At 59.8% G+C, this 24447-nt stretch carries 25 protein-coding genes and 1 other RNA gene; 19 read left to right on the plus strand and 7 right to left on the minus strand.

Translation table 11 applies throughout. From position 1 onward, the window contains the following. Positions 1–28: 28 nt before the first annotated feature. The gene (locus tag B0B52_RS06370) at positions 29–469 is read right to left on the minus strand and encodes an acyl-CoA thioesterase (RefSeq protein WP_077592775.1); all 441 of its coding nucleotides are present in this window, start codon (positions 467–469) and stop codon (positions 29–31) included. A gap of 47 nt (positions 470–516) precedes the next feature. Between B0B52_RS06370 and B0B52_RS06375 the strand changes: the two genes are divergently transcribed. From B0B52_RS06375 to htpX, 10 genes are all read left to right on the plus strand, one after another. After that, positions 517–2340, plus strand: coding sequence for an ABC transporter ATP-binding protein/permease (locus B0B52_RS06375; RefSeq protein ID WP_077592776.1), 1824 nt, complete (start codon positions 517–519; stop codon positions 2338–2340). 192 nt (positions 2341–2532) lie between these two features. Beyond that, positions 2533–3486 (plus strand): LysR substrate-binding domain-containing protein, encoded by a 954-nt coding sequence (locus tag B0B52_RS06380; protein WP_077592777.1) that lies wholly within the window; start codon positions 2533–2535, stop codon positions 3484–3486. A 404-nt stretch (positions 3487–3890) separates the two neighbouring features. Beyond that, complete coding sequence (locus B0B52_RS06385) at positions 3891–4790, plus strand: transporter substrate-binding domain-containing protein (protein WP_077592778.1); 900 nt, start codon at positions 3891–3893, stop codon at positions 4788–4790. Between the two features lie 115 nt (positions 4791–4905). Further along, a complete protein-coding gene (locus B0B52_RS06390; RefSeq protein WP_077592779.1) occupies positions 4906–5628 on the plus strand; it encodes an amino acid ABC transporter permease in 723 nt (240 codons plus the stop codon). 1 nt (position 5629) lies between these two features. Next, positions 5630–6319, plus strand: a complete 690-nt coding sequence (locus tag B0B52_RS06395; RefSeq protein ID WP_077592780.1) for an amino acid ABC transporter permease — start codon at positions 5630–5632, stop codon at positions 6317–6319. A gap of 62 nt (positions 6320–6381) precedes the next feature. After that, the gene (locus B0B52_RS06400) at positions 6382–7119 is read left to right on the plus strand and encodes an amino acid ABC transporter ATP-binding protein (protein ID WP_077592781.1); all 738 of its coding nucleotides are present in this window, start codon (positions 6382–6384) and stop codon (positions 7117–7119) included. A gap of 64 nt (positions 7120–7183) precedes the next feature. Beyond that, entirely contained in the window at positions 7184–8227 is a 1044-nt protein-coding gene (gene pyrC / locus B0B52_RS06405; protein ID WP_077592782.1) for a dihydroorotase, read from the plus strand. Then, entirely contained in the window at positions 8227–9000 is a 774-nt protein-coding gene (locus B0B52_RS06410) for an NYN domain-containing protein (RefSeq protein ID WP_077592783.1), read from the plus strand. The genes pyrC and B0B52_RS06410 overlap by 1 nt, the downstream gene beginning before the upstream one ends. Then, entirely contained in the window at positions 8997–9746 is a 750-nt protein-coding gene (locus B0B52_RS06415; protein WP_077592784.1) for a DUF3025 domain-containing protein, read from the plus strand. The genes B0B52_RS06410 and B0B52_RS06415 overlap by 4 nt, the downstream gene beginning before the upstream one ends. Before the next feature lie 292 nt (positions 9747–10038). Then, positions 10039–10923 carry a protease HtpX gene (gene htpX / locus B0B52_RS06420; RefSeq protein WP_077592785.1) on the plus strand — a complete coding sequence of 295 codons (885 nt, stop codon included), beginning with the start codon at positions 10039–10041 and terminating at the stop codon, positions 10921–10923. A gap of 98 nt (positions 10924–11021) precedes the next feature. On the opposite strand, the gene B0B52_RS06425 is transcribed toward htpX, so the two are convergent. Then, a complete protein-coding gene (locus B0B52_RS06425; protein ID WP_077592786.1) occupies positions 11022–12653 on the minus strand; it encodes an NAD(P)/FAD-dependent oxidoreductase in 1632 nt (543 codons plus the stop codon). Between the two features lie 125 nt (positions 12654–12778). Here B0B52_RS06425 and rnpB point away from each other — a divergent pair. Then, positions 12779–13106, plus strand: an RNA gene (rnpB, locus tag B0B52_RS06430) — RNase P RNA component class A. 562 nt (positions 13107–13668) lie between these two features. On the opposite strand, the gene B0B52_RS06435 is transcribed toward rnpB, so the two are convergent. The 4 genes from B0B52_RS06435 to B0B52_RS06450 form a co-directional block, all read right to left on the minus strand. Beyond that, a complete protein-coding gene (locus tag B0B52_RS06435) occupies positions 13669–14115 on the minus strand; it encodes a hypothetical protein (RefSeq protein ID WP_077592787.1) in 447 nt (148 codons plus the stop codon). Positions 14116–14122: 7 nt separating this feature from the next. Then, a complete protein-coding gene (locus B0B52_RS06440; RefSeq protein WP_077592788.1) occupies positions 14123–14485 on the minus strand; it encodes a DOPA 4,5-dioxygenase family protein in 363 nt (120 codons plus the stop codon). A 15-nt stretch (positions 14486–14500) separates the two neighbouring features. Continuing rightward, complete coding sequence (locus B0B52_RS06445; protein WP_077592789.1) at positions 14501–15082, minus strand: chalcone isomerase family protein; 582 nt, start codon at positions 15080–15082, stop codon at positions 14501–14503. A 105-nt stretch (positions 15083–15187) separates the two neighbouring features. Continuing rightward, a complete protein-coding gene (locus tag B0B52_RS06450) occupies positions 15188–16843 on the minus strand; it encodes an MBL fold metallo-hydrolase (protein WP_077592848.1) in 1656 nt (551 codons plus the stop codon). A gap of 397 nt (positions 16844–17240) precedes the next feature. On the opposite strand from B0B52_RS06450, the gene B0B52_RS06460 reads away from it, so the two are divergent. The 7 genes from B0B52_RS06460 to B0B52_RS06495 all read left to right on the plus strand — a co-directional run bounded on the left by B0B52_RS06460 (position 17241) and on the right by B0B52_RS06495 (position 21925). Next, complete coding sequence (locus B0B52_RS06460) at positions 17241–17594, plus strand: hypothetical protein (protein WP_077592791.1); 354 nt, start codon at positions 17241–17243, stop codon at positions 17592–17594. Positions 17595–17809: 215 nt separating this feature from the next. Beyond that, entirely contained in the window at positions 17810–18163 is a 354-nt protein-coding gene (locus tag B0B52_RS22820) for a lysozyme inhibitor LprI family protein (RefSeq protein ID WP_371327380.1), read from the plus strand. Between the two features lie 117 nt (positions 18164–18280). After that, entirely contained in the window at positions 18281–18853 is a 573-nt protein-coding gene (locus B0B52_RS06470; protein ID WP_077592793.1) for a hypothetical protein, read from the plus strand. A gap of 107 nt (positions 18854–18960) precedes the next feature. After that, positions 18961–19260, plus strand: a complete 300-nt coding sequence (locus B0B52_RS06475; RefSeq protein ID WP_077592794.1) for a hypothetical protein — start codon at positions 18961–18963, stop codon at positions 19258–19260. An 887-nt stretch (positions 19261–20147) separates the two neighbouring features. After that, a complete protein-coding gene (locus B0B52_RS06485; RefSeq protein WP_077592796.1) occupies positions 20148–20624 on the plus strand; it encodes a hypothetical protein in 477 nt (158 codons plus the stop codon). Positions 20625–20722: 98 nt separating this feature from the next. Continuing rightward, on the plus strand, positions 20723–21103 hold the full coding sequence (locus B0B52_RS06490; RefSeq protein ID WP_077592797.1) for a hypothetical protein: 381 nt from the start codon (positions 20723–20725) through the stop codon (positions 21101–21103). 120 nt (positions 21104–21223) lie between these two features. Next, the gene (locus B0B52_RS06495) at positions 21224–21925 is read left to right on the plus strand and encodes an HNH endonuclease (RefSeq protein WP_168173482.1); all 702 of its coding nucleotides are present in this window, start codon (positions 21224–21226) and stop codon (positions 21923–21925) included. Between the two features lie 118 nt (positions 21926–22043). On the opposite strand, the gene B0B52_RS06500 is transcribed toward B0B52_RS06495, so the two are convergent. Beyond that, entirely contained in the window at positions 22044–23327 is a 1284-nt protein-coding gene (locus B0B52_RS06500; protein WP_077592799.1) for a lytic murein transglycosylase, read from the minus strand. A gap of 197 nt (positions 23328–23524) precedes the next feature. Here B0B52_RS06500 and dapF point away from each other — a divergent pair, with 197 nt between their 5' ends. After that, positions 23525–24412: a diaminopimelate epimerase gene (gene dapF / locus B0B52_RS06505; protein WP_077592849.1), complete on the plus strand. Its 888-nt coding sequence runs from the start codon at positions 23525–23527 to the stop codon at positions 24410–24412. Positions 24413–24447: the final 35 nt, after the last annotated feature.

Genomic DNA, 24447 nt, shown 5'->3' on the forward strand with positions numbered 1-24447 from the left:
ATGCGGCGGGCGCGAACAGCTATAAAAATTATAACGGACGCGGCAGTGACGAAGGCGGCACGGGGCGCGGCTGGCCGTTGTCGTCGATCGCTACGTAGGTCAGGTTGGCCTCGGTGACCTTGATATAGCGCCCCTGCGAGCGGAAGCGTTCGGCATACACCTCAACCTTGACGGTCATCGACGTGCGGCCGATACGCGTGAGCTCTGAATAGAAGGACAGGATGTCGCCGACACGTACCGGCTGCTTGAAAATGAATTCGTTGACCGCCACCGTGGCCATGCGGCCCTCGGCATAACGCGCCGGAATCACCGAGCCGGCCAGGTCAACCTGGGCCATGACCCAGCCGCCGAAGATGTCGCCGTTGGCATTGCAGTCGGCCGGCATGGGGATCACCTTGAGCACCAGTTCCTTGTCCAGGGGCAGCTTGACGCTCAAGGGGTCATGGGGAAGGCTGGAGGGGGTGGACATAGGCGCAATCAGGTAAGGAAATTGAATAAAGGGGACAATTGTCTCCGATGCGCTCCTTTGCCCCTGTCTCTACTTCCCCCGCCGCTCCCGGCTCCCCACCCGAACCCACGCTGAACCGCTCTGACTGGGCCACACTCCAGCGCCTGTTTCCCTACTTATGGGACTACAAATGGCGCGTGCTGGCCGCGCTGGCCTTCATGGTGGGCGCCAAGGTCGCCAACGTCGGCGTGCCGCTGCTGCTGAAAAACCTGGTCGATGCGATGAGCTTCAAGCCGGGCGACGTGCAGGCGGTGCTGGTCGTGCCGGCCGCGCTGCTGGTCGGTTACGGCCTGCTCAGGCTGTCGACCTCGCTTTTTACCGAACTGCGCGAACTGGTGTTCGCCAAGGCCACCGAAGGCGCAGCGCGGCGCATCTCGCTGGAGGTGTTTCGCCATCTTCACGCGCTGAGCCTGCGTTTTCACCTCGAGCGCCAGACCGGCGGCATGACGCGCGACATCGAACGCGGCACGCGCGGCGTGCACTCGCTGATTTCCTATTCGCTCTACAGCATCATTCCGACGCTGATTGAGGTCACGCTGGTGCTGACCCTGCTGGCGGTCAAGTTCGACGTCTGGTTTGCCGGCATCACCATCATTGCGCTGGTGTTCTACATCACCTTCACCGTCACGGTGACCGAATGGCGCACCAAGTTCCGCAAGGAGATGAACGAGCTCGATTCCTCGGCGCACAGCCGGGCGATCGACTCGCTGCTGAACTACGAAACCGTCAAGTACTTCAACAACGAAGACTTTGAAGCGCACCGTTACGACGAAAACCTCAAGCGTTACCGCGCCGCCGCCGTCAAGAGCCAGACCACGCTGAGCCTGCTCAATACCGGCCAGCAACTGATCATTGCCGCCGGCCTGGTGGCCATGCTCTGGCGTGCCACCCAGGGTGTGGTGGACGGCCGCATGACCCTGGGCGATCTGGTGATGGTCAACGCCTTCATGATCCAGCTTTACATTCCGCTGGGTTTCCTGGGTGTGCTCTACCGCGAGATCAAGCAGAGCCTGACCGACCTGTCCAAGATGTTCACCCTCATGGAGAAGGAACGCGAGATTGCCGACGAACCCGGCGCGCAGGCGCTCAGCCTGCAGTCCTCGCCGGCGGTGCGTTTTGAAAACGTCAGTTTTGCCTACGAACCGTCCCGGCCCATCCTGCACAACATCAGCTTCGAGATTCCGCCGGGCAAGACGGTGGCCGTGGTCGGGTCGTCGGGCGCCGGCAAGTCCACGCTGGCGCGCCTGCTGTTCCGCTTCTACGACGTCCAGCAGGGCCGCATCATGGTGGCCGGCCAGGACATCAAGCAGGTAACCCAGGCCAGCGTGCGCCAGGCGATTGGCATCGTGCCGCAAGACACCGTGCTCTTCAATGACACAGTCGAATACAACATCGCCTACGGCAAACCGGGTGCCGGCCGTGCCGAAGTGGAGGAAGCGGCGCGCGCTGCCCGTATCCACAGCTTCATCAGCTCGACGCCGGCAGGCTACGCCACCATGGTCGGCGAGCGCGGCCTGAAACTCTCCGGCGGCGAAAAGCAGCGTGTGGCGATCGCCCGCACCCTGCTGAAAAACCCGCCCATCATGATTTTTGACGAAGCCACTTCGGCGCTGGACTCTGCCAACGAACGTGCCATCCAGGCCGAGCTGCGCAGCATCGCCGAAAACAAGACCACCCTGGTGGTGGCGCACCGGCTTTCCACCGTGGTCGACGCCCATGAAATCCTGGTGATGGAGGCCGGCCAGATCATCGAGCGCGGCACTCATGCCGCTTTGTTGGCGCTGGGCGGGCGGTATGCGTCGATGTGGGCGCTGCAGCAGAGTTCTGAGTAATTCTTGATGATTTTGGCCTGCAGCCCAATGAATGCGGGCGCCAGTAGCTATTGTTTGTATAGCAAAGGAAAAAGTCTCACCAACGCCAATTGCAAGCGCTAAGCAGGCCGCCGGCCGGCCAGCTGCAGAATGGCTGTCCCCGTGGGATTCCCCGTAGGCATCAGCCTGCTTTCAACTCGCATAATTCAATCCATGGAAACCAAATGGCTGGAAGATTTTGTCAGTCTCGCTGAAACCCGCAGTTTCAGCCGCTCGGCCACGCTGCGCCACGTCACGCAGCCGGCGTTTTCACGCCGTATACAAGCACTCGAAGCCTGGGCCGGCACCGACCTGGTGGACCGGAGCTCTTACCCGACACGCCTGACACCGGCCGGCGAGACCCTGTACAGCCAGTCGCTGGAGATGTTGCAGAGCCTGCAGTCGACCCGCGCCATGCTGCGCGGCCACAATTCGGCCGGCCACGACGTCATCGAGTTTGCCGTGCCGCACACCCTGGCCTTCACCTTCTTTCCCGCCTGGGTCAGCAGCCTGCGCGAGAAGTTCGGCCCCATGAAAAGCCGTTTGATCGCGCTCAATGTTCATGACGCCGTGTTGCGCCTGGTCGAAGGCAGCTGCGATTTGCTGATTGCCTACCACCACGACTCCCAGCCTTTCCAGCTGGACGCCGACCGCTACGAGATGGTCAGCCTGGGGCAGGAGGTGCTGGCGCCTTTCGTCAAGGCCGACGCCGACGGGGCGCCGCTGTTCAAGCTGCCGGGCCGCGCCGGCCAGCCCTTGCCTTACCTGGGTTATGCCCCGGGTGCTTACTTGGGCCGGGTGGTGGATTTGATCCTCAAGCAATCAAGTACCGCCATCCATCTGGACCGGGTTTACGAAACTGACATGGCCGAAGGCCTCAAGGCGATGGCGCTGGAAGGCCATGGCATCGCGTTTTTGCCGTTCAGCGCCGTCAAGAAAGAGCTTCGGGCCAAAAAGCTTGTCAGTGCCGGCCCGGGGCTGGAAATGACCATGGACGTGCGGGTTTACAGGGAGCGGCCGACCAGCAAGGACGGGGCCAAAAGCCCGGCGCAGGCACTGTGGCATTACCTGGAAAGCCAAAGCCAGCCCAGGCCGGTGAATAAACTGCGACCTAGTAGCAACCCTTAGTGGTTATAAGCAAATTGCATAGGCCTCCGCGCAAACAGCATTGGCTTTTCAGGGGGCCTCTATTTACAGTCCGTCACGTTCTGCCAAAGCGGTAGTTTGGCTTCCGGCACAGGTTTGCAAAACCTGTCAGTTGGTTGGCACAAAGACTGCTTAGCTTGACGTCTGTGTTCCGACGCATCCGCGCACGCACTATCTTGGGGACTGCCTTTTTGTTTGATTTTCTGACTGCTCTCAACCGTTCAGGCTTTGTCCCGGTGCTGCCAATTTTCTCTTTCATCCCAGGATGCTGCTATTCACCTCAACCAGTACCGTTCCAGAGGCTGGGGTAAACCTTGGGGGTTCGCCCCGGTAGCCCTCCTTAGAATGGCACTCATCACTTTTTCACTTAAACCGAAGGAAAATCCATGAAACTCAAACTAGCCGCTCTGTCCATTGCCATGCTTGCAAGCAGCGGTGCCTTTGCCCAAGCCGGCGACACGCTCGCCAAAGTCAAGGCTTCCGGCGTCATCACCATGGGTGTTCGCGATTCTTCGGGCGCTCTGTCCTACACCCTGGGCGACGGCAAATACACCGGCTACCACGTCGAAATTTGCAGCCGCATCATCGCCAACGTTGAAAAGGCAGTGGGCCGCAAGCTGGAAGTGAAGTACCAGTCCGTGACCTCGCAAAACCGTATTCCCCTCGTGCAGAACGGTACGGTTGACATTGAATGTGGTTCCACCACGAACAACGCAACCCGCCTGAAAGACGTGTCTTTCCTGCCAACCACCTTCGTGGAAGAAGTTCGCATTGCTGTCAAGGCCAACTCCGGCATCAACAGCATCGCCCAGCTCAACGGCAAAAACGTGGCAACCACCACGGGAACCACCTCGGTTCAAACCCTGCGTAAAAACGAACGTGCTACCGGCGTCGACTTCAAGGAAGTGTTCGGCAAGGACCACTCCGACAGCTTCCTGCTGCTCGAGTCCGGCCGTGCTGACGCCTTCGTCATGGACGGTGCCATTCTTGCCGGCAACATTGCCACCTCCAAGACACCTGCCGACTTCAAAATTGTCGGTGAAGTGTTGAGCGTGGAGCCCATCGCCATCATGGTTCGCAAGGACGACACCGCCTTCAAGAAGGTCGGCGACGACACGGTCAAGGAACTGATGAAATCCGGAGAAATTTCCAAGCTGTGGGACAAATGGTTCCAGCAGCCGATTCCTCCGAAAAACACCAAGGTGGGCTACGCCGCCAGCGAAAGCACCAAGGCGGCTTGGGCCACGCCGAACGAGAAGCCAATGGAAGACTACGCCAAGAAGTAAATCCGGCTTCTGAGCGTTTGGCAAGGTACAAACCCCGCCTTTGATTTAACTGGCGGGGTTTGTCATTTGCTGGAGGCACATTGTGTGCAATGAATAACAAAAGGCTGGAGTTGCCATGAGTTGGGACTGGAAAGTTTTTTTAAACGACGACGGAAGCGGGCGCACCTATCTTGAATGGATGTTCGATGCCTGGGGCTGGACCCTGGCCGTCGCCGGTGCGTCGTGGGTGGTCGCCATGGTGGTGGGCGTGCTGTTCGGCACGCTGCGTACCTTGCCCAACAGCCCATGGCTGGTTCGATTCGCCAATGCCTGGGTAGAGTTGTTTCGTAACATCCCGCTGCTGGTTCAGATTTTCATCTGGTACTTTGTGGTGCCTAAGGTGTTTCCAGCGATGAAAGACCTGCCTGGTTTTGTCCTGGTGGTGTTTGCACTCGGATTTTTTACCTCGGCACGTATTGCCGAGCAGGTCAGGGCGGGCGTGCAGGCGTTGCCGCGGGGCCAGCGTTACGCCGGCATGGCCATGGGTTTCACCACAGCGCAGACCTACCGCTACGTGATTTTGCCGATGGCTTTCCGGATCATTATTCCGCCGTTGACCAGCGAGTCCATGAATCTGCTTAAAAATTCCTCTGTGGCTTTCGCCGTGTCGATTGCCGAGCTGACCATGTTTGCCATGCAGGCCCAGGAAGAAACCTCGCGCGGCATCGAAATCTATCTGGCCGTGACGGCCCTGTATGCAATATCTGCTTTCGCCGTCAACCGGGTGTTTGCTTTTATTGAAAAGAAGGTCCAGATACCTGGCTACGTCATGGCCGGCGCTTCTGGCGGGGGACACTGACATGTTTGGACTCGACCTGAGTTTTTTGAGTTGGGAAATCATTTCCAACTTCGTGATCAAAGGCTTTTTCTTCAGCATCCAGTTGACGATCGTGGCGACCGTTGGCGGGATTATTTTGGGGACCGTTCTCGCGTTGATGCGTCTGTCCGGCAAAAAATTCCTGACGGTACCCGCGACCGTCTACGTCAACGGCATGCGATCAGTTCCGCTGGTCATGGTGATTTTGTGGTTCTTCCTGCTGGTGCCTGCGTCGTTTTACACGACCTTCGGCAGCTGGGGCGCCAACTACCGCGCCGAGATCTCGGCCATCATCACCTTCGTGGCCTTTGAGGCAGCTTACTTCAGCGAAATCATGCGGGCCGGCATTCAGTCCATCTCGCGCGGCCAGGTGAATGCCGGGCGCGCACTGGGCATGACCTACGCGCAGAACATGAAGCTTATTGTCCTGCCGCAGGCTTTCAGGAACATGGTGCCGATTTTGCTGACCCAGACGATCATCCTGTTCCAGGATACCTCGCTGGTGTACGCCATTGGCGCCTATGACCTTCTCAAGGGGTTCAGCACCGCAGGAAAAATTTACGGCCGCCCTGAGGAAGCCTACCTGCTGGCCGCTGTGGTTTATTTTGCGATGTGTTTTGGCCTGTCGTACATGGTCAAACGCCTGCAGACCAAAATCGCCATCATTCGGTAAGGTTTGCCTGCTTCCGAAGCGGCAAACCCGACGTACAGACGAAGAGAACATTGGAGAGAAAAATGATTCAGATGAAAGAAGTTTCGAAGTGGTACGGTGATGTGCAGGTGCTCAACAACTGCACCACCAACATCAAGAAGGGTGAAGTGGTTGTGGTTTGCGGCCCCTCAGGCTCCGGCAAATCCACGCTGATCAAGGTCATCAACGCGCTGGAGCCTTTCCAGAAGGGCGAGATTTTTGTGGACGGCCAGGCCGTGCATGACCCCAAAACCGATTTGCCCAAGCTGCGCTCCAGGGTCGGCATGGTGTTCCAGAACTTCGAACTGTTCCCGCATTTGAGCGTGACTGAAAACCTGACGCTGGCTCAGGTCAAGGTGCTGGGGCGCAATATGGACGACGCCAAAAAGCACGGCCTGAAGTATCTGGACCGCGTGGGCCTGATGCTGCACAAAGACAAGTTTCCGGGCCAGCTCTCCGGCGGACAGCAGCAGCGTGTGGCCATTGCCCGTGCGCTCAGCATGGACCCGATCGCGATGCTGTTCGACGAGCCGACTTCCGCGCTGGACCCCGAAATGGTTGGCGAGGTGCTTGATTGCATGATGGGCCTGGCTGTTGAAGGCATGACCATGATGGTGGTTACGCACGAAATGGGATTCGCGAAAAAAGTGGGCAGCCGGGTGATTTTCATGGACGTTGGCGGCAAGATTCTCGAAGATTGCTCCAAGGACGAGTTTTTTGGTCATCCTGAAAACCGCAAGGAACGCACCCGGGACTTTCTCAACAAAATCCTGGCGCACTGAAGGTGGTTTCAAGCGCCCCAAAAAAGCACCTTCGGGTGCTTTTTGTTTTTGGGACAATGGGTGCATGACCCAAATCACCATCACCCGGCCGGACGACTGGCATTTGCACGTGCGCGACGGCGAAGCCCTGCGCACCGTGGTGCCGCACACTGCGGCGCAGTTTGGCCGCGCCATCATCATGCCCAACCTGCGTCCGCCTGTGACTACGGCGGCGCAGGCCGTTGCCTACCGGGAACGCATCCAGGCGGCCGTGCCCGCGGGGGTGGTCTTCGAGCCGTTGATGACGCTGTACCTGACCGACAACCTCCCGTCCGAGGAGATCAAGCGGGCGAAGGAGGCCGGTGTGGTGGCTGCCAAGCTGTACCCGGCCGGTGCCACCACCAACAGCGACGCCGGCGTGACCGACCTGCGCAAGACCTACAAAACGCTGGAAGCCATGCAGCGCAGCGGCCTGCTGCTGCTGGTACACGGCGAGGTAACCAGCCTCGACATCGACCTGTTCGACCGCGAAGCGGTCTTCATCGACACCCAGCTGATTCCGCTGCGCCGCGATTTTCCCGAACTCAAGATCGTGTTCGAGCACATCACCACCAAAGAGGCCGCGCAGTATGTGCAGGGCGCCGACCGTTTCACGGGAGCCACCCTCACGGCGCACCACCTGCTTTACAACCGCAATGCCATCTTCACCGGCGGGATTCGACCGCACTACTACTGCCTGCCGGTGCTCAAGCGGGAGACACACCGTGTTGCGCTGGTGGAAGCAGCCACCAGCGGCAACCCGAGCTTCTTCCTGGGCACCGACAGCGCGCCGCACCCGGCTCATTTGAAGGAGCACGCCACCGGCTGCGCCGGTTGCTACACCGCCCATGCGGCCATGGAGCTGTATGCCGAGGCCTTCGATGCGGCAGGCGCGTTGGACAAGCTGGAAGCCTTTGCCAGCTTCAACGGTGCTGACTTTTACGGCCTGCCGCGCAACACAGGCACCATCACCTTGAAGAAGGAAAGCTGGACGCCACCCGAAAGCTTCGCATTTGGCGAAGCTGAACTCAAGCCGCTGCGTTCGGGTGAAGCGCTGGCGTGGAAGTTCACCGGCAACGGGAGGTCCTGATGGAACGCAAGCCGCGCGTTGCGCTGTTGATTGATGCCGACAACTCGCCGGCCTCCAAGATCGACCTGATTCTCAACGAGTTGTCCACTTTTGGTGAAACCAACATCCGGCGTGCCTACGGCAACTGGAAAAAAAGCGAGCTCAAGGGCTGGGAAGAAGCGTTGCACGAACACGCGATCCGGCCCATGCAGCAGTTCGACTACAGCAAAGGCAAAAATGCCAGCGACATGGCCATGGTGATTGACGCGCTGGAACTGCTTTATACCGACCGGCCGGACGCTTTCGGCATTGTGTCGTCCGATGCGGATTTCACGCCACTGGTCATGCACTTGCGGGCCAAAGGTGCTGCCGTGTACGGCTTTGGTGCGCAGAAAACACCCGAGCCCTTCGTCAACGCCTGCTCGCGCTTTTTGTACCTCGACAAGCTGCGGCCCATGGTGGCGGCGGACACGCCTGTGGGCGGCAAGGAAGAAGCCGACGCTGTGGCTGCAACGCCCTTGCGCGCCACACCGGCGCAGCTCAAGCAGGACGCCAAGCTGGTCCTGCTGCTGCGCAATGCGGTGCAGGCAGCTGCCGACGACGAGGGCTGGGCGCGCGTTGGGGCAGTGGGTACCCAGATCGCCAACCAGGCCTCGTTCGACCATCGCAACTACGGGTATGCCACGCTGACCAAACTGCTGGTGGCGACCCAGCTGTTCGAAATTGCCGACGAAGGCAAGTCCACCGTGATGGTGCGCGACAAGAGGCAGTCCCGACCCACCCGGAACGGATGAAGCCTGCTGCGCCGGCTTCTTTGCCATCGATAGCCTGGGAGCGCCCGTGGCTGGACCCCTGGCGCGAACATGGCCAGCGCGTCGCGCAAGCCTTCGCATCCGGCACTTCATGCCATGAGGCACTGAACCGTGAACCGGCTGCGCCGGTGCGTTTTGCGCCGCAAGACAGTTTGCCCGCTGATAAGGCCTACGAGCAGTTCATTTTCGAATCCGGCACTGTCCCGACACGCGACAACCTGCATGACTTCTTCAACGGCCTGTGCTGGCTTCGGTTTCCGCTGATCAAGAAAAGACTCAACCAGCTGCAGGCGGCAGAAATCGCCGAGGCGGGCGTGGCGCCGTTGCGTGGCCCGGTACGTGATGCGCTGACTGTGTTCGACGAAAACGCGGCTTTTCTGTCGGCACCGCAGCCCTTGTGGGACGCCTTGGTGGAGCGAGACTGGCAGCGGCTGTTTGTCGATTTGCGGCCGCTCTGGCAAGAGGCCCGGCTTGTGCTGTTTGGCCATGCGCTGCTGGAGAAGCTGGTTTCACCAAGAAAACCGATCACAGCCCATATCTACCGGGCGCAACCAGCTATGAATTCAATAGCGGAACTCGATGCCTGGGTGGCGGCAGACCTGAGTGCGGACAAGCTTGCCGCCAAGCCATTCGCACCGCTGCCGGTGCTTGGCGTTCCCGGCTGGTGGCCGGAAAACGAGAACTTTTCCTTTTATGATGACTCTTTCGTATTCCGGCCGCCCAGGTAAAAAATACCAAGTAAAAAATCCTGGGCCGCGGTCAAGTCTGGTGCAGCGTTGCGTGCTTGATGGAATAAATAAAAGCGATGGATTTTGGGTCAGGGCAAGGCGCAAACCACAGCGATACCCCGGGTATCGCGCGGATTTGCAACGCAGCCATGGCGCAAAAGACGCGCTTTTATGTTCCAGATAGCGCGCAACACTGCACTTGTGGCTTGATTTGGGCCGGAACCTCCCCATTTTCCGCAGTAGTGCCTCCTGACGGCGGCACTTGTTAATGACTGATCTCTACGGAGCCTCCATGAAACGTATTGTTTTATTTGTCCTGACCAACCTCGCCGTTGTGGTGGTGCTGGGCATTGTTGCCAGCCTGCTGGGCGTCAACCGCTACCTGACGCCGCAGGGCCTGAACCTGGGTATGTTGCTCGGATTTGCCGCGGTCATCGGTTTTGGCGGCGCGATCATTTCGCTGCTGATCAGCAAGCCGGTGGCCAAGTGGAGCTCGGGCGTGCGGGTGATCAACGAGCCGCAAAATGCCGACGAAGCCTGGATTGTCGAAACCGTGCGCAAGCTCGCCAACACGGCAGGCATCGGCATGCCGGAAGTCGGCATTTTTGAAGGCGCACCCAATGCCTTCGCCACAGGTGCATTCAAGAACTCGGCACTGGTCGCGGTCTCCACCGGTTTGCTGCAGGGCATGACGCGTGAAGAGATCGAAGCCGTGCTCGGCCATGAAATTGCCCACGTGGCCAATGGCGACATGGTCACCATGACCCTGATCCAAGGCGTGATGAACACCTTCGTGGTCTTTCTGAGCCGTGTGATCGGTTACGCAGTCGACAGCTTCCTGCGCCGCGGCAGCGACAGCAACTCCGGCCCCGGCATTGGTTACTACATCAGCACCATCGTGCTCGACATCGTGCTGGGTTTTGCTGCTGCCATTGTGGTGGCCTGGTTCTCGCGGCACCGCGAGTTCCGCGCCGATGCCGGCGCTGCGCAGCTGATGGGCAGGAAGCAACCCATGATCAACGCGCTGGCCCGCCTGGGCGGCATGGTGCCCGGCGAGTTGCCGAAGAGCGTGCAAGCCTTTGGTATCACTGGCGGCATTGGCAAGCTTTTCAGCACGCACCCGCCGATTGAAGAGCGGATTGCAGCGCTGCAAAACGCGCAACCCGGTCAGGTTTGAAGCACTTGACTCCCTCTCCCTTTGGGAGAGGGCAGGGGTGAGGGTGGTGCGGACCTTCGGGCAACCCTCACCCTAACCCTCTCCCAGGGGAGAGGGGACTAAAGAGGGAGGCGGCGCGTGATGCTGAGCGCCACCGCCTCAGCAACCTCAATACCGTCCACACCCGCCGACAAGATGCCACCCGCGTAGCTGGCGCCTTCGCCGGCCGGGTACAGACCTTTCACATTCAGACTCTGGAAATCGTCGCCACGCGTGATGCGCAAGGGTGAGGAGGTGCGGGTTTCGACGCCGGTCAGCACGGCGTCGTGCATGTCGAAGCCCTTGATTTTTTTGCCGAAGGCGGGCAGCGCCTCGCGCATGGCCGTGATGGCGTAGGCGGGCAGGGCGCTGGCCAGGTCGGTCATCAGCACGCCCGGCTTGTACGAAGGCTCCACACTGCCCAGCTGTGTCGACGCTTTGCCAGCGACAAAATCACCGACCAGCTGCCCCGGCGCTGCGTAAGTGCCGCCACCCAGCGTGAAGGCGTGGGACTCGAGCTGGCGCTGAAAGGCAATGCCGGCCAGCGGCCCACCCGGGTAGTCGGCCGGCGTGATGCCGACCACGATGCCGGCGTTGGCGTTGCGCTCGTTGCGCGAATACTGGCTCATGCCGTTGGTGACGACGCGGCCTGCCTCGGAAGTGGCCGCTACCACGGTGCCGCCCGGGCACATGCAGAAGCTGTAGACCGAGCGCCCGTTGGCCGCATGGTGCACCAGCTTGTAGTCGGCCGCGCCCAACAGCGGGTGCCCGGCATGCTGGCCCAGCCGAGCACGGTCAATCAGGCCCTGCGGGTGTTCGATGCGAAAGCCCACTGAGAAGGGTTTGGCTTCCATGTAGACGCCGCGTTCGTGCAGGATGGCAAAGGTGTCGCGCGCGCTGTGGCCCAGGGCCAGCACCACATGGTCGGCGCGCAACTCGTAGCTGCTGCCGTCCTGCAGGTTCTGCACGGTCAGCCCGCGAATGTGACCCTGTTCAATCAGCACATCGCTCACGCGCTGCTGAAAGCGGATTTCGCCGCCCAGCGCCGTGATCTGCTCGCGCATGTGTTCGACCACTTTGACCAGCTTGAAGGTGCCGATGTGCGGTTTGCTCACCAACAGGATCTCTTCAGGCGCACCGGCCTTGACGAACTCGGTCATGACCTTGCGGCCAAGAAAACGCGGGTCCTTGATCTGGCTCCAGAGCTTGCCGTCGGAGAAAGTGCCAGCCCCGCCTTCGCCGAACTGCACGTTGGACTCGGGATTCAGCACGCCCTTGCGCCACAGGCCCCAGGTGTCCTTGGTGCGTTCGCGTACTTTCTTTCCGCGCTCCAGCACGATGGGTTTGAAGCCCATCTGCGCCAGCAGCAGCGCCGCAAAAATGCCACAAGGGCCGAAGCCGACAACCACGGGACGCAGCGCGGGCACGGTGTCAACTTTTGCCACCAGGTGGTAGCTCTGGTCGGGGGCGGGGCGGATGTGAGGGTTGGCTTCAAACTGCTGAAGCAGCCGCGCCTCCAGCGCGGGGCTGGCCACTTCAACATCGGCGATGTAGACCAGCAGCAGCTTTTGCTTGCGTGCGTCGTAGCTGCGCTTGTAGATGGTGTGGCTGCGCAATTCGACTGGCGCGATGCCCAGCGTTTTGACAATCAGCGCGGGCAGCGCGTCTTCGGGGTGGTCAAGCGGCAGCTTGAGCTCGGTCAGGCGGATCATGGCGGGTTACCTCGTGGATCTGTATTTCGGATCTATGAAGCATTTTACGCTTCCAGCCCCCATGTGACGGGCGCAAGCAGCTATCAAATCAATAGCGAATGAATTGCCGGGATAATAGACCCCGTGAAGCACGCCAGACTGCCGCTGGTGCAAGGGTGGAAACACCGCACTGGAGGAAGGTCCGGACTGCATAGGGCAGCGTAGCAGCTAACGGCTGTCCACCGTGAGGTGAGGATCAGAGCTACAGAGACGAGCCGGTTAAGTCCGGGTGAAACGAGCAATCTCTACGCGCAGCAATACCAAGTAGGCACACGTTGACGGGGCCCCCGGAGTGTGCGGGTAGGTAGCACCGAGCCGTCTGGCGACAGACGGCCCAGATTAATGGCAGTCACGGGGCGGCAACCGCAAGGAAACCGTTCCGCACAAAATCCGGCCTATCGGCGGGCTTCACACTTTTTTTGACTTGACCCTTCCGCTGTCATCCCGGACTTGATCCGGGATCCATGTTGGGTGGCTCGTGCGGTGGGGTGCGCCTGCAGGCCGGGACTCGCCCCGGCGGGCGACTTACTTTTGGCGAAACCCGCAAAGCGGGTTTTCTTTGCTCGCCAAAGGCGCGTTGCACGCGCGGGGCTCGCTCACTTTGCAAAGCAAAGTTATGCGAACACCAAACCTAAGGAAAAGAAAGGCGACCCGATGGTCCGGGTCCCTCCGCTTCGCTACGGGCAACCTGCGGTGCTCGCCGAAAGCGGGGCCGAGCTCGAACTCGCTACGCTCAGACAATCGCTCGCCCTGATCCGCTTTCGGCTGCGCTCCTCGGCCCAGCCCGACGGGTGAGGAGAATACCGAATACCAATACCCAATCCGGAGTCCTTGAAGCGCAAAGCGCTTGAAGGACGGGAATCCCAACGAACGGTCATGTTTGCACGCGAGAGCAGCGCACGCGGCCAAATGAGGCTCCCTTCTCTCGCCCAGCGGGGCGAGGGAAGGGCGGGGGGTTGGGAGTGGGGAGTTGCGACTACTGTCCTCGGTGAACCAAAGAGGCAGCGTGTCCATCAACATGATCGGTTGAAGCAAAAATCCGCAAGCCGTCTTCAGTCCGCATGAAGTTATAGGACTCGCGCCAGCTGCTGAGAACCTTTCCATTCTGGTCCAGCATTTCCCAGGTGACAGTGCTCATGCCGCTTTGGCTGCCTATGGCAAGTACTTCCAGCTCAAGGTATCGGCACGAGCGGCAGCCTTCGGCAAAGTAGTTGTCCAGCACCGTCTGGAAGTAGCTGGCGATATCCGCCTGCGTGGGTAGAAGGGTCAGGGCGCCTTCTCCGTTCAGCGCAAGGTAGGGCGCAGCGTAACGCTTGGCAATCACCTTGCCGTCGAAGGAGAGAAAGGCTTGCACGAAGGCATCGAAGAACGCGGCCACTTCCGTTTGCAATGCCTGGTCGGCTGCGTTGACTGGTGGTTTCATGCGTCGTTCATTCCGCTTTGAAAATCGACAAATCGAGCGGCCTGACCGCCCCCATCCAGATGGCATGGTCGCGGTGGTCGGCAAGCTCGTTGCCCGTCAGCGGGTGGGTGAACACCACCAGCCCGTCCCGGTTCAGAGCAAGCCAGGAGATCACTTCGCCGGCTATGCCCGCACCAAAGGCCAGCTGGCAGCTCCAGTCCGGGTGTGGCCCGACAGCTTGCTGGTGCACACGGCCCATTTGCAGCGAGGGAAAACGCCGCGCGGCCCGTTCACACAGGGCGCGGGCCTTTTCCAGGCTGCTGGCTTCAAAGTAGACATGGGCATGGAAGCCGGCAATTTGTGGCTCCGTGGCTTTGGCCAGGGTGTTCATGGGCTGGTGATCCGCCTACTGCCCTAGCAGCGCATCCTTGAGTTTCAGGTCTGCTGGAGAGGGGCCAACCCAAATCCTCAGCACCATGTTGAAAAATTCGGCATCACCCACCGGCGCGCCTTGAGGCTGGCCGACGATGTAGAAGGTTGTCCCTTTGCCGGGAACGTATTCCATGGCGAAGCTGTCCCCTGTGGTCAATTTGGAGCGGCCCGAAAAAATCTCAACCAGGCGTGTGCTGGATGCGGTGTGCTTGAGGGTCAACTCCGGTGACGAATTGGCCGACAAACCCTTGATGAACGCCACGCCCAGATCGGTGCCGGGCACATCGCGCAGGGCCACGAAGTTAAGGCGCTTGGGGCCAGGCAGTGCCAGCAGTTCTTCGGCGCTTGTGACTTTGCGCGGGGTGTACAGGGCCAGGTCATACACCTTGAAAATGGCCCTGTAGCGGGTACCTGCGCCGTTGAGCGTCAGGTTGGCGTCCTGCACGGCCTGGGTGGGTTCGAATTTGGTGGACGTGACGGCTGCGATGGCATTGCCGGCAAGCAGCAGGGCCAGGACGGCCACATGGGCGAGTGGCGGGATTTTAAAAAAAGACATGAGCGTTCCTCGTGGGTGTAATACTTTTGAGTGCACCACGATTATATTTTTTGCCGCTGTGTTCGAAGTGAGCTCAAAACAACATCAGGGAAACCCCGACGCAAGTCAGTTTCCCTGAGGCAGACCCTGCACCTGAATGCGCTCCACGTGCGCCAGCAACGAACGCTTGGCCACCGGCCAGATGCGCGGGTCCACATCGTCATAGGCCGATGCCACCCATTCGTCGATGGAGCCCTGCGGCTGGGCCTGCATCACGCCGATGATCTTGGCCTCGCGTTTGAGGCGGTGGGCCTTGAGCTGGGCGATGACAGTTTTGGCCTCTCCCAGCACATAGCCGTGGGCCGGGGCAATGAAGTCAATGCCGTGCTCGTCGCAGGCGGCGCTGAGCCGGTCCAGAGAATCGAGATAGGCGTCCATGTTGCCGTCGGGTGGGTCCACCACCGTGGTGCTGCCGTTCAGGATGTGGTCGCCGCTGAACAGAATACCGTCTTCGACTAACACCAGACACAGGTGGTTGGCCGCATGGCCTGGGGTGTGAATGACCTTCAAGGTATGGGTCATTTCTCCCTCTGGCCCTTGTCCCACAAGCGCGAGCAGCTCCTGATTTTGTAGCGGCCGGTCAGGGGTGAAGGCGCTGGCCGCACGCGCTGTCGGCGCCGAAGGCAGGCCCAGGATTGGTGGCGAGTTGCTGCACATCGCCTGCAGCGGCCTGGCACCCGGTGAATGGTCTGCGTGTGAGTGGGTGCACACAATCATGCGGATGTTGCCGCCTGCCGCGCGCCACAAACGCTGCAGGTGGTCGGTGTCGGCCGGTCCCGGATCGATGGCGACGTAACCGGTGGCCGGGTCGCCGACCAGGTAGCTGTTGGTGCCCGGGCCGGTCATCACGCCGGGGTTCGGCGCAGTCAACCGCATCAGGTTTTTGAGCAGGGAAACCGGTTGTGCGCTTTGCCAGTCCAGCGCATGCACCATCTGCCCGTCGGGGCTGGTCAGCGCCAGTTCGCCGTACGGCGCTTCGTGCTCCATGTAGCGGGCCTCGGCACCGGCCAGGAAACCGGCGCGTGGGCAGGAAGTCCACAGCGGCTGCTCCGAAGCAGCGCAGGCCTGCAGCACGGCATCCACCGTATGGAACTTCTGCAGGCGCTGCAGCGTGCGTATGGTCGGGAAGATGATGAAAAAATCGCCGGCCTCATGCCGCGCCAGCGCATCGGCTGGCCGCACCCAGACGGGTTCGAACTGCTCGGCTTCGTCGGCCACAGGTTCCTGGCCCTCGGGCATGCGCGCCACCAGAAAGGGCACGTCAAAGCGGCGCGGCAGGTCGCGGTCGGTGATCCAGTGGGCCAGCACAAACACCTGGTCGCCGGCCAGCGTGAGGCCGCGTTCGCGGCACTGCGCGGCGAAGGGCGCCTTGCGGTCCAATGCTGCGATGTCGGCAGTGCTGGCATGGCTGCCATCGGCATGGCGGGCCAACAGCACGCCCAGCTCTTCAAAACTTTCGCGGATGGCGGCAATCGCCTGCGTCAGATGCAGGTCGGTTTGGGACGCCCGGCGTGTGGACTGGCCATGCGCTGCCGCATCGGCCGCGTCAATGCCGCCGCCCGGAAACACATAGGCGCCAGGCGCGAAACTGGCCGTCATCGAGCGCCGGGTCATCAGGACTTCGATGCCGTGCTCACTGTCGCGCAGCAGGAGCACGGTGGCGGCGAGGCGGGTGGGCGCGGGTTCGCGCTGCGGATAGAGGAGTTGGGTGGGTCGGACCATGGGTCGATTTTGCGCGAAACAGGTGTTGGCCGCTGGCTGCCTGGTCATGGGTAGCATGCCGCGACACGTCTGACTTCAATGAAGCGTTGCCGATGTTGTGTGAATGCTGCATTGTGTCGCCCCGATCATGCAGGGCGATGAAAGCGGTGACGGAGCACACCGGTTTTACAGGTTTGAAGGCTATAGTGAAATCAGCGTGCGCTCGGGCCCCGGCCGGGCAGAGGCAAGTCAAAAAGGGTCGGCGACTTTGTCGGTTTCAATATACCTGCGCATGGATAACAGCGAGTTGACGTAACTTCATGAATTCAAACGTGTTTTTTTATCGGCGGGCGCCACGTTATCTGACTGCCTGCCATGTTATCCCGCAGTTTTGCGGAATATATCAAAGTTAGGCGTCATGAAACCCATTGCCCCGCTCACCTCAGATGGTCAGAAACTGGTGCTTGAAGTCACCAAGCAGATCATCACGCTTTCAGTGGTGGCGCTTGGCTTCCTCACATCAATGCTCTTCACCACATTCAAGGGCACACCATTCATTCCTTCCGCGATGACGTCTCTCCTGAGCTTCCTGCTGTCAGCGTCAGCAGGTGTTCTCACACAGCTTGCAGTCGTTGGGGAGGGCCTGAACAGCAATCAAGCCTTATCAGTGAGCTATCCGCGCCTACTCCTGCACGTCACCTGGATAGCATTTGTCTGCGGGCTTGTAGCCTTCGTGGTGTTCACTTGGGCCAACGTGAAGGCTGGAGCCTAGCCTCGCAGGCGGATTCAATGTGCCGCGTCTACCCGATCGAATCATTTCGTCCCTTGCCGGCCCGGAGGCATGACGCCTAACCCTTCGCTCGAGCGGACGTGCAACGGCATGGCACCCTGGCCGCGAGGCGCTGTGGTACATGTTGCACCTCGCGGCCAGGGTGCCATGCCGTCGCCCGCCGATCAGCTCAAACGTTAAGTCGTATGAAGTACGCCATGCTCGTTTTAGCATTGTCAGCTCCGCTCGCTTTCGGACAAGCAGAGTGTGATCGACATTGCGCTCAAGTTGAAACCAGTGCGAAGTTCAAGGAAGCGGATGCAGAGCTCAATCGCGTCTACAAACGGCTACTGTCATCTCTACCTCAAGCACAAAGAAGTAGGCTTCGCGTAGAGCAGCGACGTTGGGTGCATGACGTCAGAGACGCTTCCTGCACGAAGCGGATCGAGACAGAGTGGGGTAGGTCTTGTCCAACCACCTGGTGCCTCGTCGCCGAGGAGCAATGTCGGGCGTCTGAAACAGTGGAACGTACGAAACAGCTAGAGGAGATAATGGTTCGAGGACCCAGATGAAGACTCGACTTAACATGGCAATCGACATGGACCCACAACAGCAGAAGGCGGCTTCGCCGCAAGGGGTTGTGGTCCGGTCATTTCAACGTTAAGTCGCAACGCAATCGAAGAGTAGCAATGGGTCTCAAAGCTGACATCGACGAGGTCTTGGTTGTGTGGGCGCGAGCGCCCTGGCGCGTGCGGGTGTATCTTGCCTTGTCGCTCATATTGGCATCGACATCCATTGCTTCGCTGTCTGAAACCGTATTCAAGTGGAAGGGATTCCTGCGGGATGGCGTCAATCTCTATCGCTCAGCAATATCCGATCCAATTAAAGCTGTCGCCCAGAATTTACTCAACTACTCCCTGACTCAAAGCGCATTTGATCTGGTTGTGCTGGCCATATTATTGGCGGCTGCAAGTTTTCGCGTGGCAATCTTTCAACCGAGAGGTTCATTCGGGAGAAAAGGTGAATTTGCTGCGTTAGGCGCAATGGTCGGAGTGATAGTGGTGCTTATCGCGGGCAATGGAACCCCACTCTCACTTTGGCTGGCAGGCATATCGATGGTCGCCTCTTTTCTGATGAATGCTTGGTTCCATGTTCGGTTGGGCGGAGCACCGGCGTTGCTGTGGTTCGTGTATGTTCTCGCGCCGCCTTCGCTCGTAGGGTTGTTAGGGGCAATTCATTCGGGGCTTACCCGCCAGGCATAAATGCGATTTAACCATTCATTGCAGCGGACTTGCGCTAGCTTCGCTGGCTGGTCAGCTGAATTCCAACGTTGGGCACTTGCGCCATCGTTTCTAGCCAGGATGTTTCCATGATATTCGCCCAGCTTCAGTACAAAGGATCCGCCGTGGATCGACACGACGAGATCGCAGGGCTACTCCGCGACAGATTCCCCACCATCCGCGATGGCGTGCAGGGCGAATCTTGGATATGGGTATTCTTCGGCGGAGACGACAAAGTGCAGATCGATAACTTCACTTCCATCACGACGCACGAAGTGAAGTCGTCGCGACCTGGTGCACACGTCCAGGCGGTGATCGACGTTTTGCGAGAGAAGTACAGAGTTGACGTTCGCGAAGCCCCTGAACTCGAGGCGCACGAGGATGAATAGCCTGCCCAACAGGCGAATCAAGACCGCACGTTGTACGTGCTCGACTCGCAAACCTCTGCGCGCTTTGCTCGCGGCTTATTCGCGGCGTTAGACATCAATGTCGGAGATCCCGTCTGTTCCAGCGTCGTTCATCAACTTGGATCTCGAGTTGGAGTCTTCCTCTGATCTCGGCGTCTTGGAAGAGGAGCTCAGGCGTAACGCCTTCGTTTTGCACAGTGGGCCGGTAGATGCTGGTTTCAAGCTCTCGGTTGAACCCTTGATCGGTGGCGCTCTGAGTACAAACCCTGCCGCTTGCACGGATCATTTTCTAAGCACCCTGGAGGCGCTTTCGCCTGAAGGTGCTGCACTTCTACAAAGCTGTACTTCGCGAGTCTTCGATTACGGCTTTGACGGCGGTCTTGAGGCGAACCCGAGTCACACCGATCTCAATCGCACTCGTCTGGCTCGCATGGTCGCGCTAGGAATCGATCTTCGGATAACAACATACCCCTACAGAGCTGCTGAACCTGAGGAGTGCAATGAGTCGCCGAAAGGGGAGCAATCGCGTGGTTGACTTCTAACACGCCAGTGAAGCGTTGCCGATGTTGTGTGGATGCTGCATTGTGTCGCGCCCGTCATGCAGGGCGATGAAAGCGTGACCGGGACTCACGGGTTCTACAGGTTTGAAGACTATAGTGAAACCAGCGTGCGCTCGAGCAGCCGGCGCGGCAGAGGCAAGTCAAAAAGGGTCGGCGACTTTGTCAGTTTCAATATACCTTCGCATGGATACGGCTAATTGACCTAACTTCATGAACTCAAACGTATTTTTCTATCGGCGTGCGTCATGTTATCTGACCGCCTGTCATGTTATCCCGCACTTTTGCGGGATATATCAAAGTTAGCCATCAATGAAGATCGCTCTTCGACGAATCATTGCGCCGTTCATACTGATGTCTGTCCTATGGCTGATAGTCGTATTCGCGCTGGAGTCGTGCATCGAGGCATTGGTTGGCCCATTTCAAAGTGAACGCATGACGCCCTTCAACAATGCGCACTTGCTCGAGGAGGCAGCAGAAGGAAACTATTCACCCGCTGCAGACCTCGTCTTTCTTGTGTCAACGGCCTTGACAGCTCTCATCGCGTTTGGTGTTGCGACGCTGTTCGCGGCTTGGCAGGCATCTCGAGGGCAAGCTGTTCTCGCTGCGATTCCGGCAGTTGTTGGCATCTCAATCTTGGTTCTTCCCGCCATGCTGGGTCGGGGCGAAAACTATCCACTTGCAATGCAACACGCCGCCATCATCGCGTTCGTCGCATATGCTGTGGCATCTCTTGCGAGCTTGTTCGTTGGCATCCGAAGGCCGGTGAAGCGCATGGTGAACGTTTGAAGGCTAACTTGTCGTTCAACGCGGACGCCTTGCGGCGTCCGGTCGCTGCGCTCCCTCCTGACGCAAGTCGCCGGTCAACTCTACGTCAGCCAATTCATATGTATCCACTATTTGAACAACTCGGTTTTACACAGATGGATCTGTTTTTTCTTCTATCCTGCGTCGTGGTTTCGGTAGCAGCAGGAATGGTCGATTATTTTCTGAAACGAGATAATTTCGTCACCCTCCCAAAGGAAGTTGAGTCGATATTGCCCATGAAACGATGGGTTCCCTTAATTATCGGCAGGGCTATTATTTCTATCTGTGCAGGTTGGTTGGTGTGGGTTGTTCTTTCAGGGGGCATGCCAACCTCAAAGGAAAATTATCTTCGCCTACTTTTCATGTCTTTCGTTGTTGGATTTGCCGCCCCATCTCTAGCCCTAAGATACCGCGAGAAGATTGAGTCGATCATTGCCTCTGCCGGGAAAAATCATGGCTAACAATTCCGCCGAGAGGGAATGTTTGCAAGCTGTGCTTGCAAATGCCCTCCACCGCTTCGCGGCTCCGGCCGCCCCTCACGTCAAACGTTAGCCCCCCAAGGTCAGCCCCGAGGCCCTTCTATGCCGTTTCCTCGTGTCGTTCGTGACGAAGCTCTTGTCAAGTCGCATCGCCGGTGCTGCGTCTGTCATGAATTTGGCGGCCGCAGTGTGAACGTACATCACATCGTCCAGGAGGCAGACGGTGGCCCAAACGTCATCGAGAATGCCATATGTCTCTGCCTGCGATGCCACGCCGAAGCTGGTCACTTCAATCCTCGACACCCGATGGGAACGAAGTATTCACCTGACGAACTTCGCGCGCATCGCGACCAGTGGTGGAGTCACTGCCAAACCCATCCGGATGAACCACTGGGGCTGTGCCTTGAAGTCGGCTTCATGGTGAGATCGCGTACCGCCGACCTACACAAGTACCGCCTCGTCATCGGCTACACCAATACGCTGACTCAAGCACACGACGGATGGAAGGCACAGGTCTACATCCCCGCCTATGTCCCTGTCGAGGTGGGCGACTTCGACAGGTGTGACGTTCGGATCGACGGGGCCGTCTATGTCGAACTCGAGACACAGTCGTCGGCAAAGGTTTTCCCTGGAGAAACGATTGAAGTCGTTCCCAACATGCAGCACTTTTTCCTCGAGTACGAGGTCAACCACTCCAACTACAACCAGGTTCTGCGAGCGGGCAAGGTCATCTGGAAGTTCTTCACCTCCAATGCCCCGGTGATCGAGGGCGAGAAGCCTCTCGCCGAACTACAAGAGTTCTGAGGCATGGGGGCTAACCCTTCCTGACTCCCTCTCAACGGCAAGAGGTTGACCGATAGATTGGCTATTGGGGAAGCGCCTGCAGTCGTCTATCCGGTATCCCGCGCGGGCTCTGCCACCGTCACTGCAGGCTCTGCAGCAACTCCAAAGTCGGATACCCATCCGCCGACAGACCCAGGCTCTGCTGGTAGCGGCGAATGCCGTTGCGTGTGGCCGGTCCCATCGTGCCGTCGGGCGTGCCACTGTCGAAGCCGCGCGCGTTCAGCGCCGTCTGCAGCGCCAGCAACTGGGTGCGCGACAGGGGTTGCAGATCGCGCGGCCAGGCGGTTTGCACCGCGGGGCCGCCGGCCAGTCCTTGCGCCAGCAGGCTGACGGCGAGCGCATAGCTGGTCGAGTTGTTGTAGCGCAGGATGGTGCGGAAGTTGGGGCCGACCAGGAAGGCTGGCCCGCGCGCGCCGGTGGGCAGCAGGATGGCGCTATCGGCCAGGGCGGGCAGTGGCGCGCCGTTCATGGATTTCACGCCCAGGTCTGCCCAGGCCGAAGCTGGCCGCCGCTCGTCGGCATCGGCGAGCGCGAAGTCAAATCCCGGTGGCAGGCGCACCTCCAGCCCCCAAGGCTGGCCGGTTTGCCAGCGGGCACTTGCGAGGAAGTTGGCCGTTGAAGCCATGACGTCGGGCACGCTGCCCCAGATGTCGCGCCGGCCGTCGCCATCGGCATCGACCGCATAGGCAAGGAAGTTCGATGGCAGGAACTGCGTCTGCCCCATCGCACCGGCCCATGAACCCACCATCTGTGCGCGTTCAACGTCCCGGTTCTGCAGGATCTTCAGGGCGGCAAGCAACTGGCCGCGCGCCCATGCCTCACGCCGTCCTTCGAAAGCGAGCGTCGCCAGCGCGTCGATGGTCGGGATGTCGCCGACATTGCTGCCGTAGTTGCTCTCCATGCCCCAGATGGCCACAAGAATCTCTGCCGGAACGCCGTAGCGCGCTGCAGCGGCATCGATGGCGGGCCGCGATTGCAGCAGTTTGTCCTGGCCGCGGACTATGCGCTGCGCTGACACCGCGCTGTCGAGGTAATCCCAGACGGCACGGGTGAACTCGGGTTGGGCGCTGTCCAGCTCGGTCACACGCGGGATGAAGCGGATGTTGTCGAAGGCGCTCTGGAGCGTTGCTTCGGTAATGCCGGCAGCGCGCGCAGTGGTGCTGAATTCGGCCACCCAGCGCGCGAACCGCTGGTCGCGCTCGGCGTCACCGGTCGCGGCTGGCGCCGGGCTGCTGTTGGTCTGCGGCGTCTGCGCGCTCGCCGAAAGCGTGACGGCGCCGCCCGCCAGCACGAAAATTGTCAGCAGTGTTGGCGCCAGCCTGGAGATGGCGGGCTCAGGAAAACGGGGAAGTGTTTTTTGCATGTCTTTGATTCTCGCCCCCTCATCGACGCAGGGGGATGCCCGCGGTGCGGGGTACTTGTATGCTCTTCCGCGGCCAAGCCCTGCGCCGCCAGAAAACGCGCTACCATGTTGTAGGTGGCGATCGCGCTGGTCAGCTTGACCAGTTCGGAGGTGTCGGCCGGGGCGGGGAGGCCACAGCCTCAGCGGATAATGCCCGGATGCTAATCCGATTTACCAAAATGCAGGGTGCGGGCAATGATTTCGTCATGCTCAACGAGACCCAGCAGCGCCTGAACCTCACGCCTGGCCAGTACCGTTTTCTGGCCGACCGTCACTTTGGCGTGGGCGCCGACCAGATCCTCTCTGTGCGGCCTGCCACCGAGTCCGGAACCGATTTTGAATACGTGATCCATAACGCCGATGGCGGCGAGGTGGAGCAGTGCGGCAACGGTGCGCGCTGCTTTTTGCGCTTTGTGCGCGAGCAGGGCCTGACGCACAAGGACGAAGTGCGGGTCAAAACCCTGGGCGGCGTGATTGCGCCACGCATGCAGGCCGATGGCCGCGTCACGGTGGACATGGGCGCGCCTGTGTTTGATCTGCCGCGCATCCCCTTCGACGCTGCCGGATTGACGCCGCAGGCCGTGCATTCATGGCAAAAATGGCCGATTGCCCTTGAAACATGGGCGCAAGCAGCTCCTGTTTTCATAGCAACTTTGTCCATGGGCAACCCGCATGCGGTGCAGGTTGTGGACGATGTGGAAACAGCGCCCGTGCTGCAGGACGGGCCGCTGATTGAAAACCACCCGCGTTTCTCGCGCCGTGTGAATGCCGGCTTCATGCAGGTCGTGTCGCGCAGCCAGATCCGGCTGCGCGTTTATGAGCGTGGCGCCGGTGAAACTCTGGCCTGCGGCAGCGGGGCTTGCGCGGCGGTGGTCGCTGGCATACGCTTGGGCCTGCTGGACGCACGCGTGGACGTGTTGACCCATGGCGGCACGTTGACCATTGAATGGCAGGGCGGGCTGGACGCCAAGCCTGCGCCGGTGCTGATGACCGGGCCGGCCACCACCGTTTTCGAGGCCTCGATTGAAGTGCCTGATCACCTCTAGACCTCTTTAGACACCTGTAGACTGACCGACACCGA

The organism is Polaromonas sp. A23 (assembly GCF_002001015.1).
Classification (GTDB): Bacteria; Pseudomonadota; Gammaproteobacteria; order Burkholderiales; family Burkholderiaceae_C; genus Polaromonas.

Coding starts and splice junctions, on each gene's coding strand:
- B0B52_RS06415 (WP_077592784.1), top strand. CDS start 8,997: ATGAAGCCTGCTGCGCCGGCTTCTTTGCCATCGATAGCCTGGGAGCGC.
- B0B52_RS06440 (WP_077592788.1), bottom strand. CDS start 14,485: ATGAACACCCTGGCCAAAGCCACGGAGCCACAAATTGCCGGCTTCCAT.
- B0B52_RS06390 (WP_077592779.1), top strand. CDS start 4,906: ATGAGTTGGGACTGGAAAGTTTTTTTAAACGACGACGGAAGCGGGCGC.
- B0B52_RS06410 (WP_077592783.1), top strand. CDS start 8,227: ATGGAACGCAAGCCGCGCGTTGCGCTGTTGATTGATGCCGACAACTCG.
- dapF (WP_077592849.1), top strand. CDS start 23,525: ATGCTAATCCGATTTACCAAAATGCAGGGTGCGGGCAATGATTTCGTC.
- B0B52_RS06485 (WP_077592796.1), top strand. CDS start 20,148: ATGAAGATCGCTCTTCGACGAATCATTGCGCCGTTCATACTGATGTCT.
- B0B52_RS06500 (WP_077592799.1), bottom strand. CDS start 23,327: ATGCAAAAAACACTTCCCCGTTTTCCTGAGCCCGCCATCTCCAGGCTG.
- B0B52_RS06475 (WP_077592794.1), top strand. CDS start 18,961: ATGATATTCGCCCAGCTTCAGTACAAAGGATCCGCCGTGGATCGACAC.
- B0B52_RS06490 (WP_077592797.1), top strand. CDS start 20,723: ATGTATCCACTATTTGAACAACTCGGTTTTACACAGATGGATCTGTTT.
- B0B52_RS06375 (WP_077592776.1), top strand. CDS start 517: ATGCGCTCCTTTGCCCCTGTCTCTACTTCCCCCGCCGCTCCCGGCTCC.
- B0B52_RS06395 (WP_077592780.1), top strand. CDS start 5,630: ATGTTTGGACTCGACCTGAGTTTTTTGAGTTGGGAAATCATTTCCAAC.
- B0B52_RS06460 (WP_077592791.1), top strand. CDS start 17,241: ATGAAACCCATTGCCCCGCTCACCTCAGATGGTCAGAAACTGGTGCTT.
- B0B52_RS06495 (WP_168173482.1), top strand. CDS start 21,224: ATGCCGTTTCCTCGTGTCGTTCGTGACGAAGCTCTTGTCAAGTCGCAT.
- B0B52_RS06435 (WP_077592787.1), bottom strand. CDS start 14,115: ATGAAACCACCAGTCAACGCAGCCGACCAGGCATTGCAAACGGAAGTG.
- B0B52_RS06380 (WP_077592777.1), top strand. CDS start 2,533: ATGGAAACCAAATGGCTGGAAGATTTTGTCAGTCTCGCTGAAACCCGC.
- B0B52_RS06445 (WP_077592789.1), bottom strand. CDS start 15,082: ATGTCTTTTTTTAAAATCCCGCCACTCGCCCATGTGGCCGTCCTGGCC.
- B0B52_RS06450 (WP_077592848.1), bottom strand. CDS start 16,843: ATGGTCCGACCCACCCAACTCCTCTATCCGCAGCGCGAACCCGCGCCC.
- htpX (WP_077592785.1), top strand. CDS start 10,039: ATGAAACGTATTGTTTTATTTGTCCTGACCAACCTCGCCGTTGTGGTG.
- B0B52_RS06370 (WP_077592775.1), bottom strand. CDS start 469: ATGTCCACCCCCTCCAGCCTTCCCCATGACCCCTTGAGCGTCAAGCTG.
- pyrC (WP_077592782.1), top strand. CDS start 7,184: ATGACCCAAATCACCATCACCCGGCCGGACGACTGGCATTTGCACGTG.
- B0B52_RS22820 (WP_371327380.1), top strand. CDS start 17,810: ATGCTCGTTTTAGCATTGTCAGCTCCGCTCGCTTTCGGACAAGCAGAG.
- B0B52_RS06470 (WP_077592793.1), top strand. CDS start 18,281: ATGGGTCTCAAAGCTGACATCGACGAGGTCTTGGTTGTGTGGGCGCGA.
- B0B52_RS06400 (WP_077592781.1), top strand. CDS start 6,382: ATGATTCAGATGAAAGAAGTTTCGAAGTGGTACGGTGATGTGCAGGTG.
- B0B52_RS06385 (WP_077592778.1), top strand. CDS start 3,891: ATGAAACTCAAACTAGCCGCTCTGTCCATTGCCATGCTTGCAAGCAGC.
- B0B52_RS06425 (WP_077592786.1), bottom strand. CDS start 12,653: ATGATCCGCCTGACCGAGCTCAAGCTGCCGCTTGACCACCCCGAAGAC.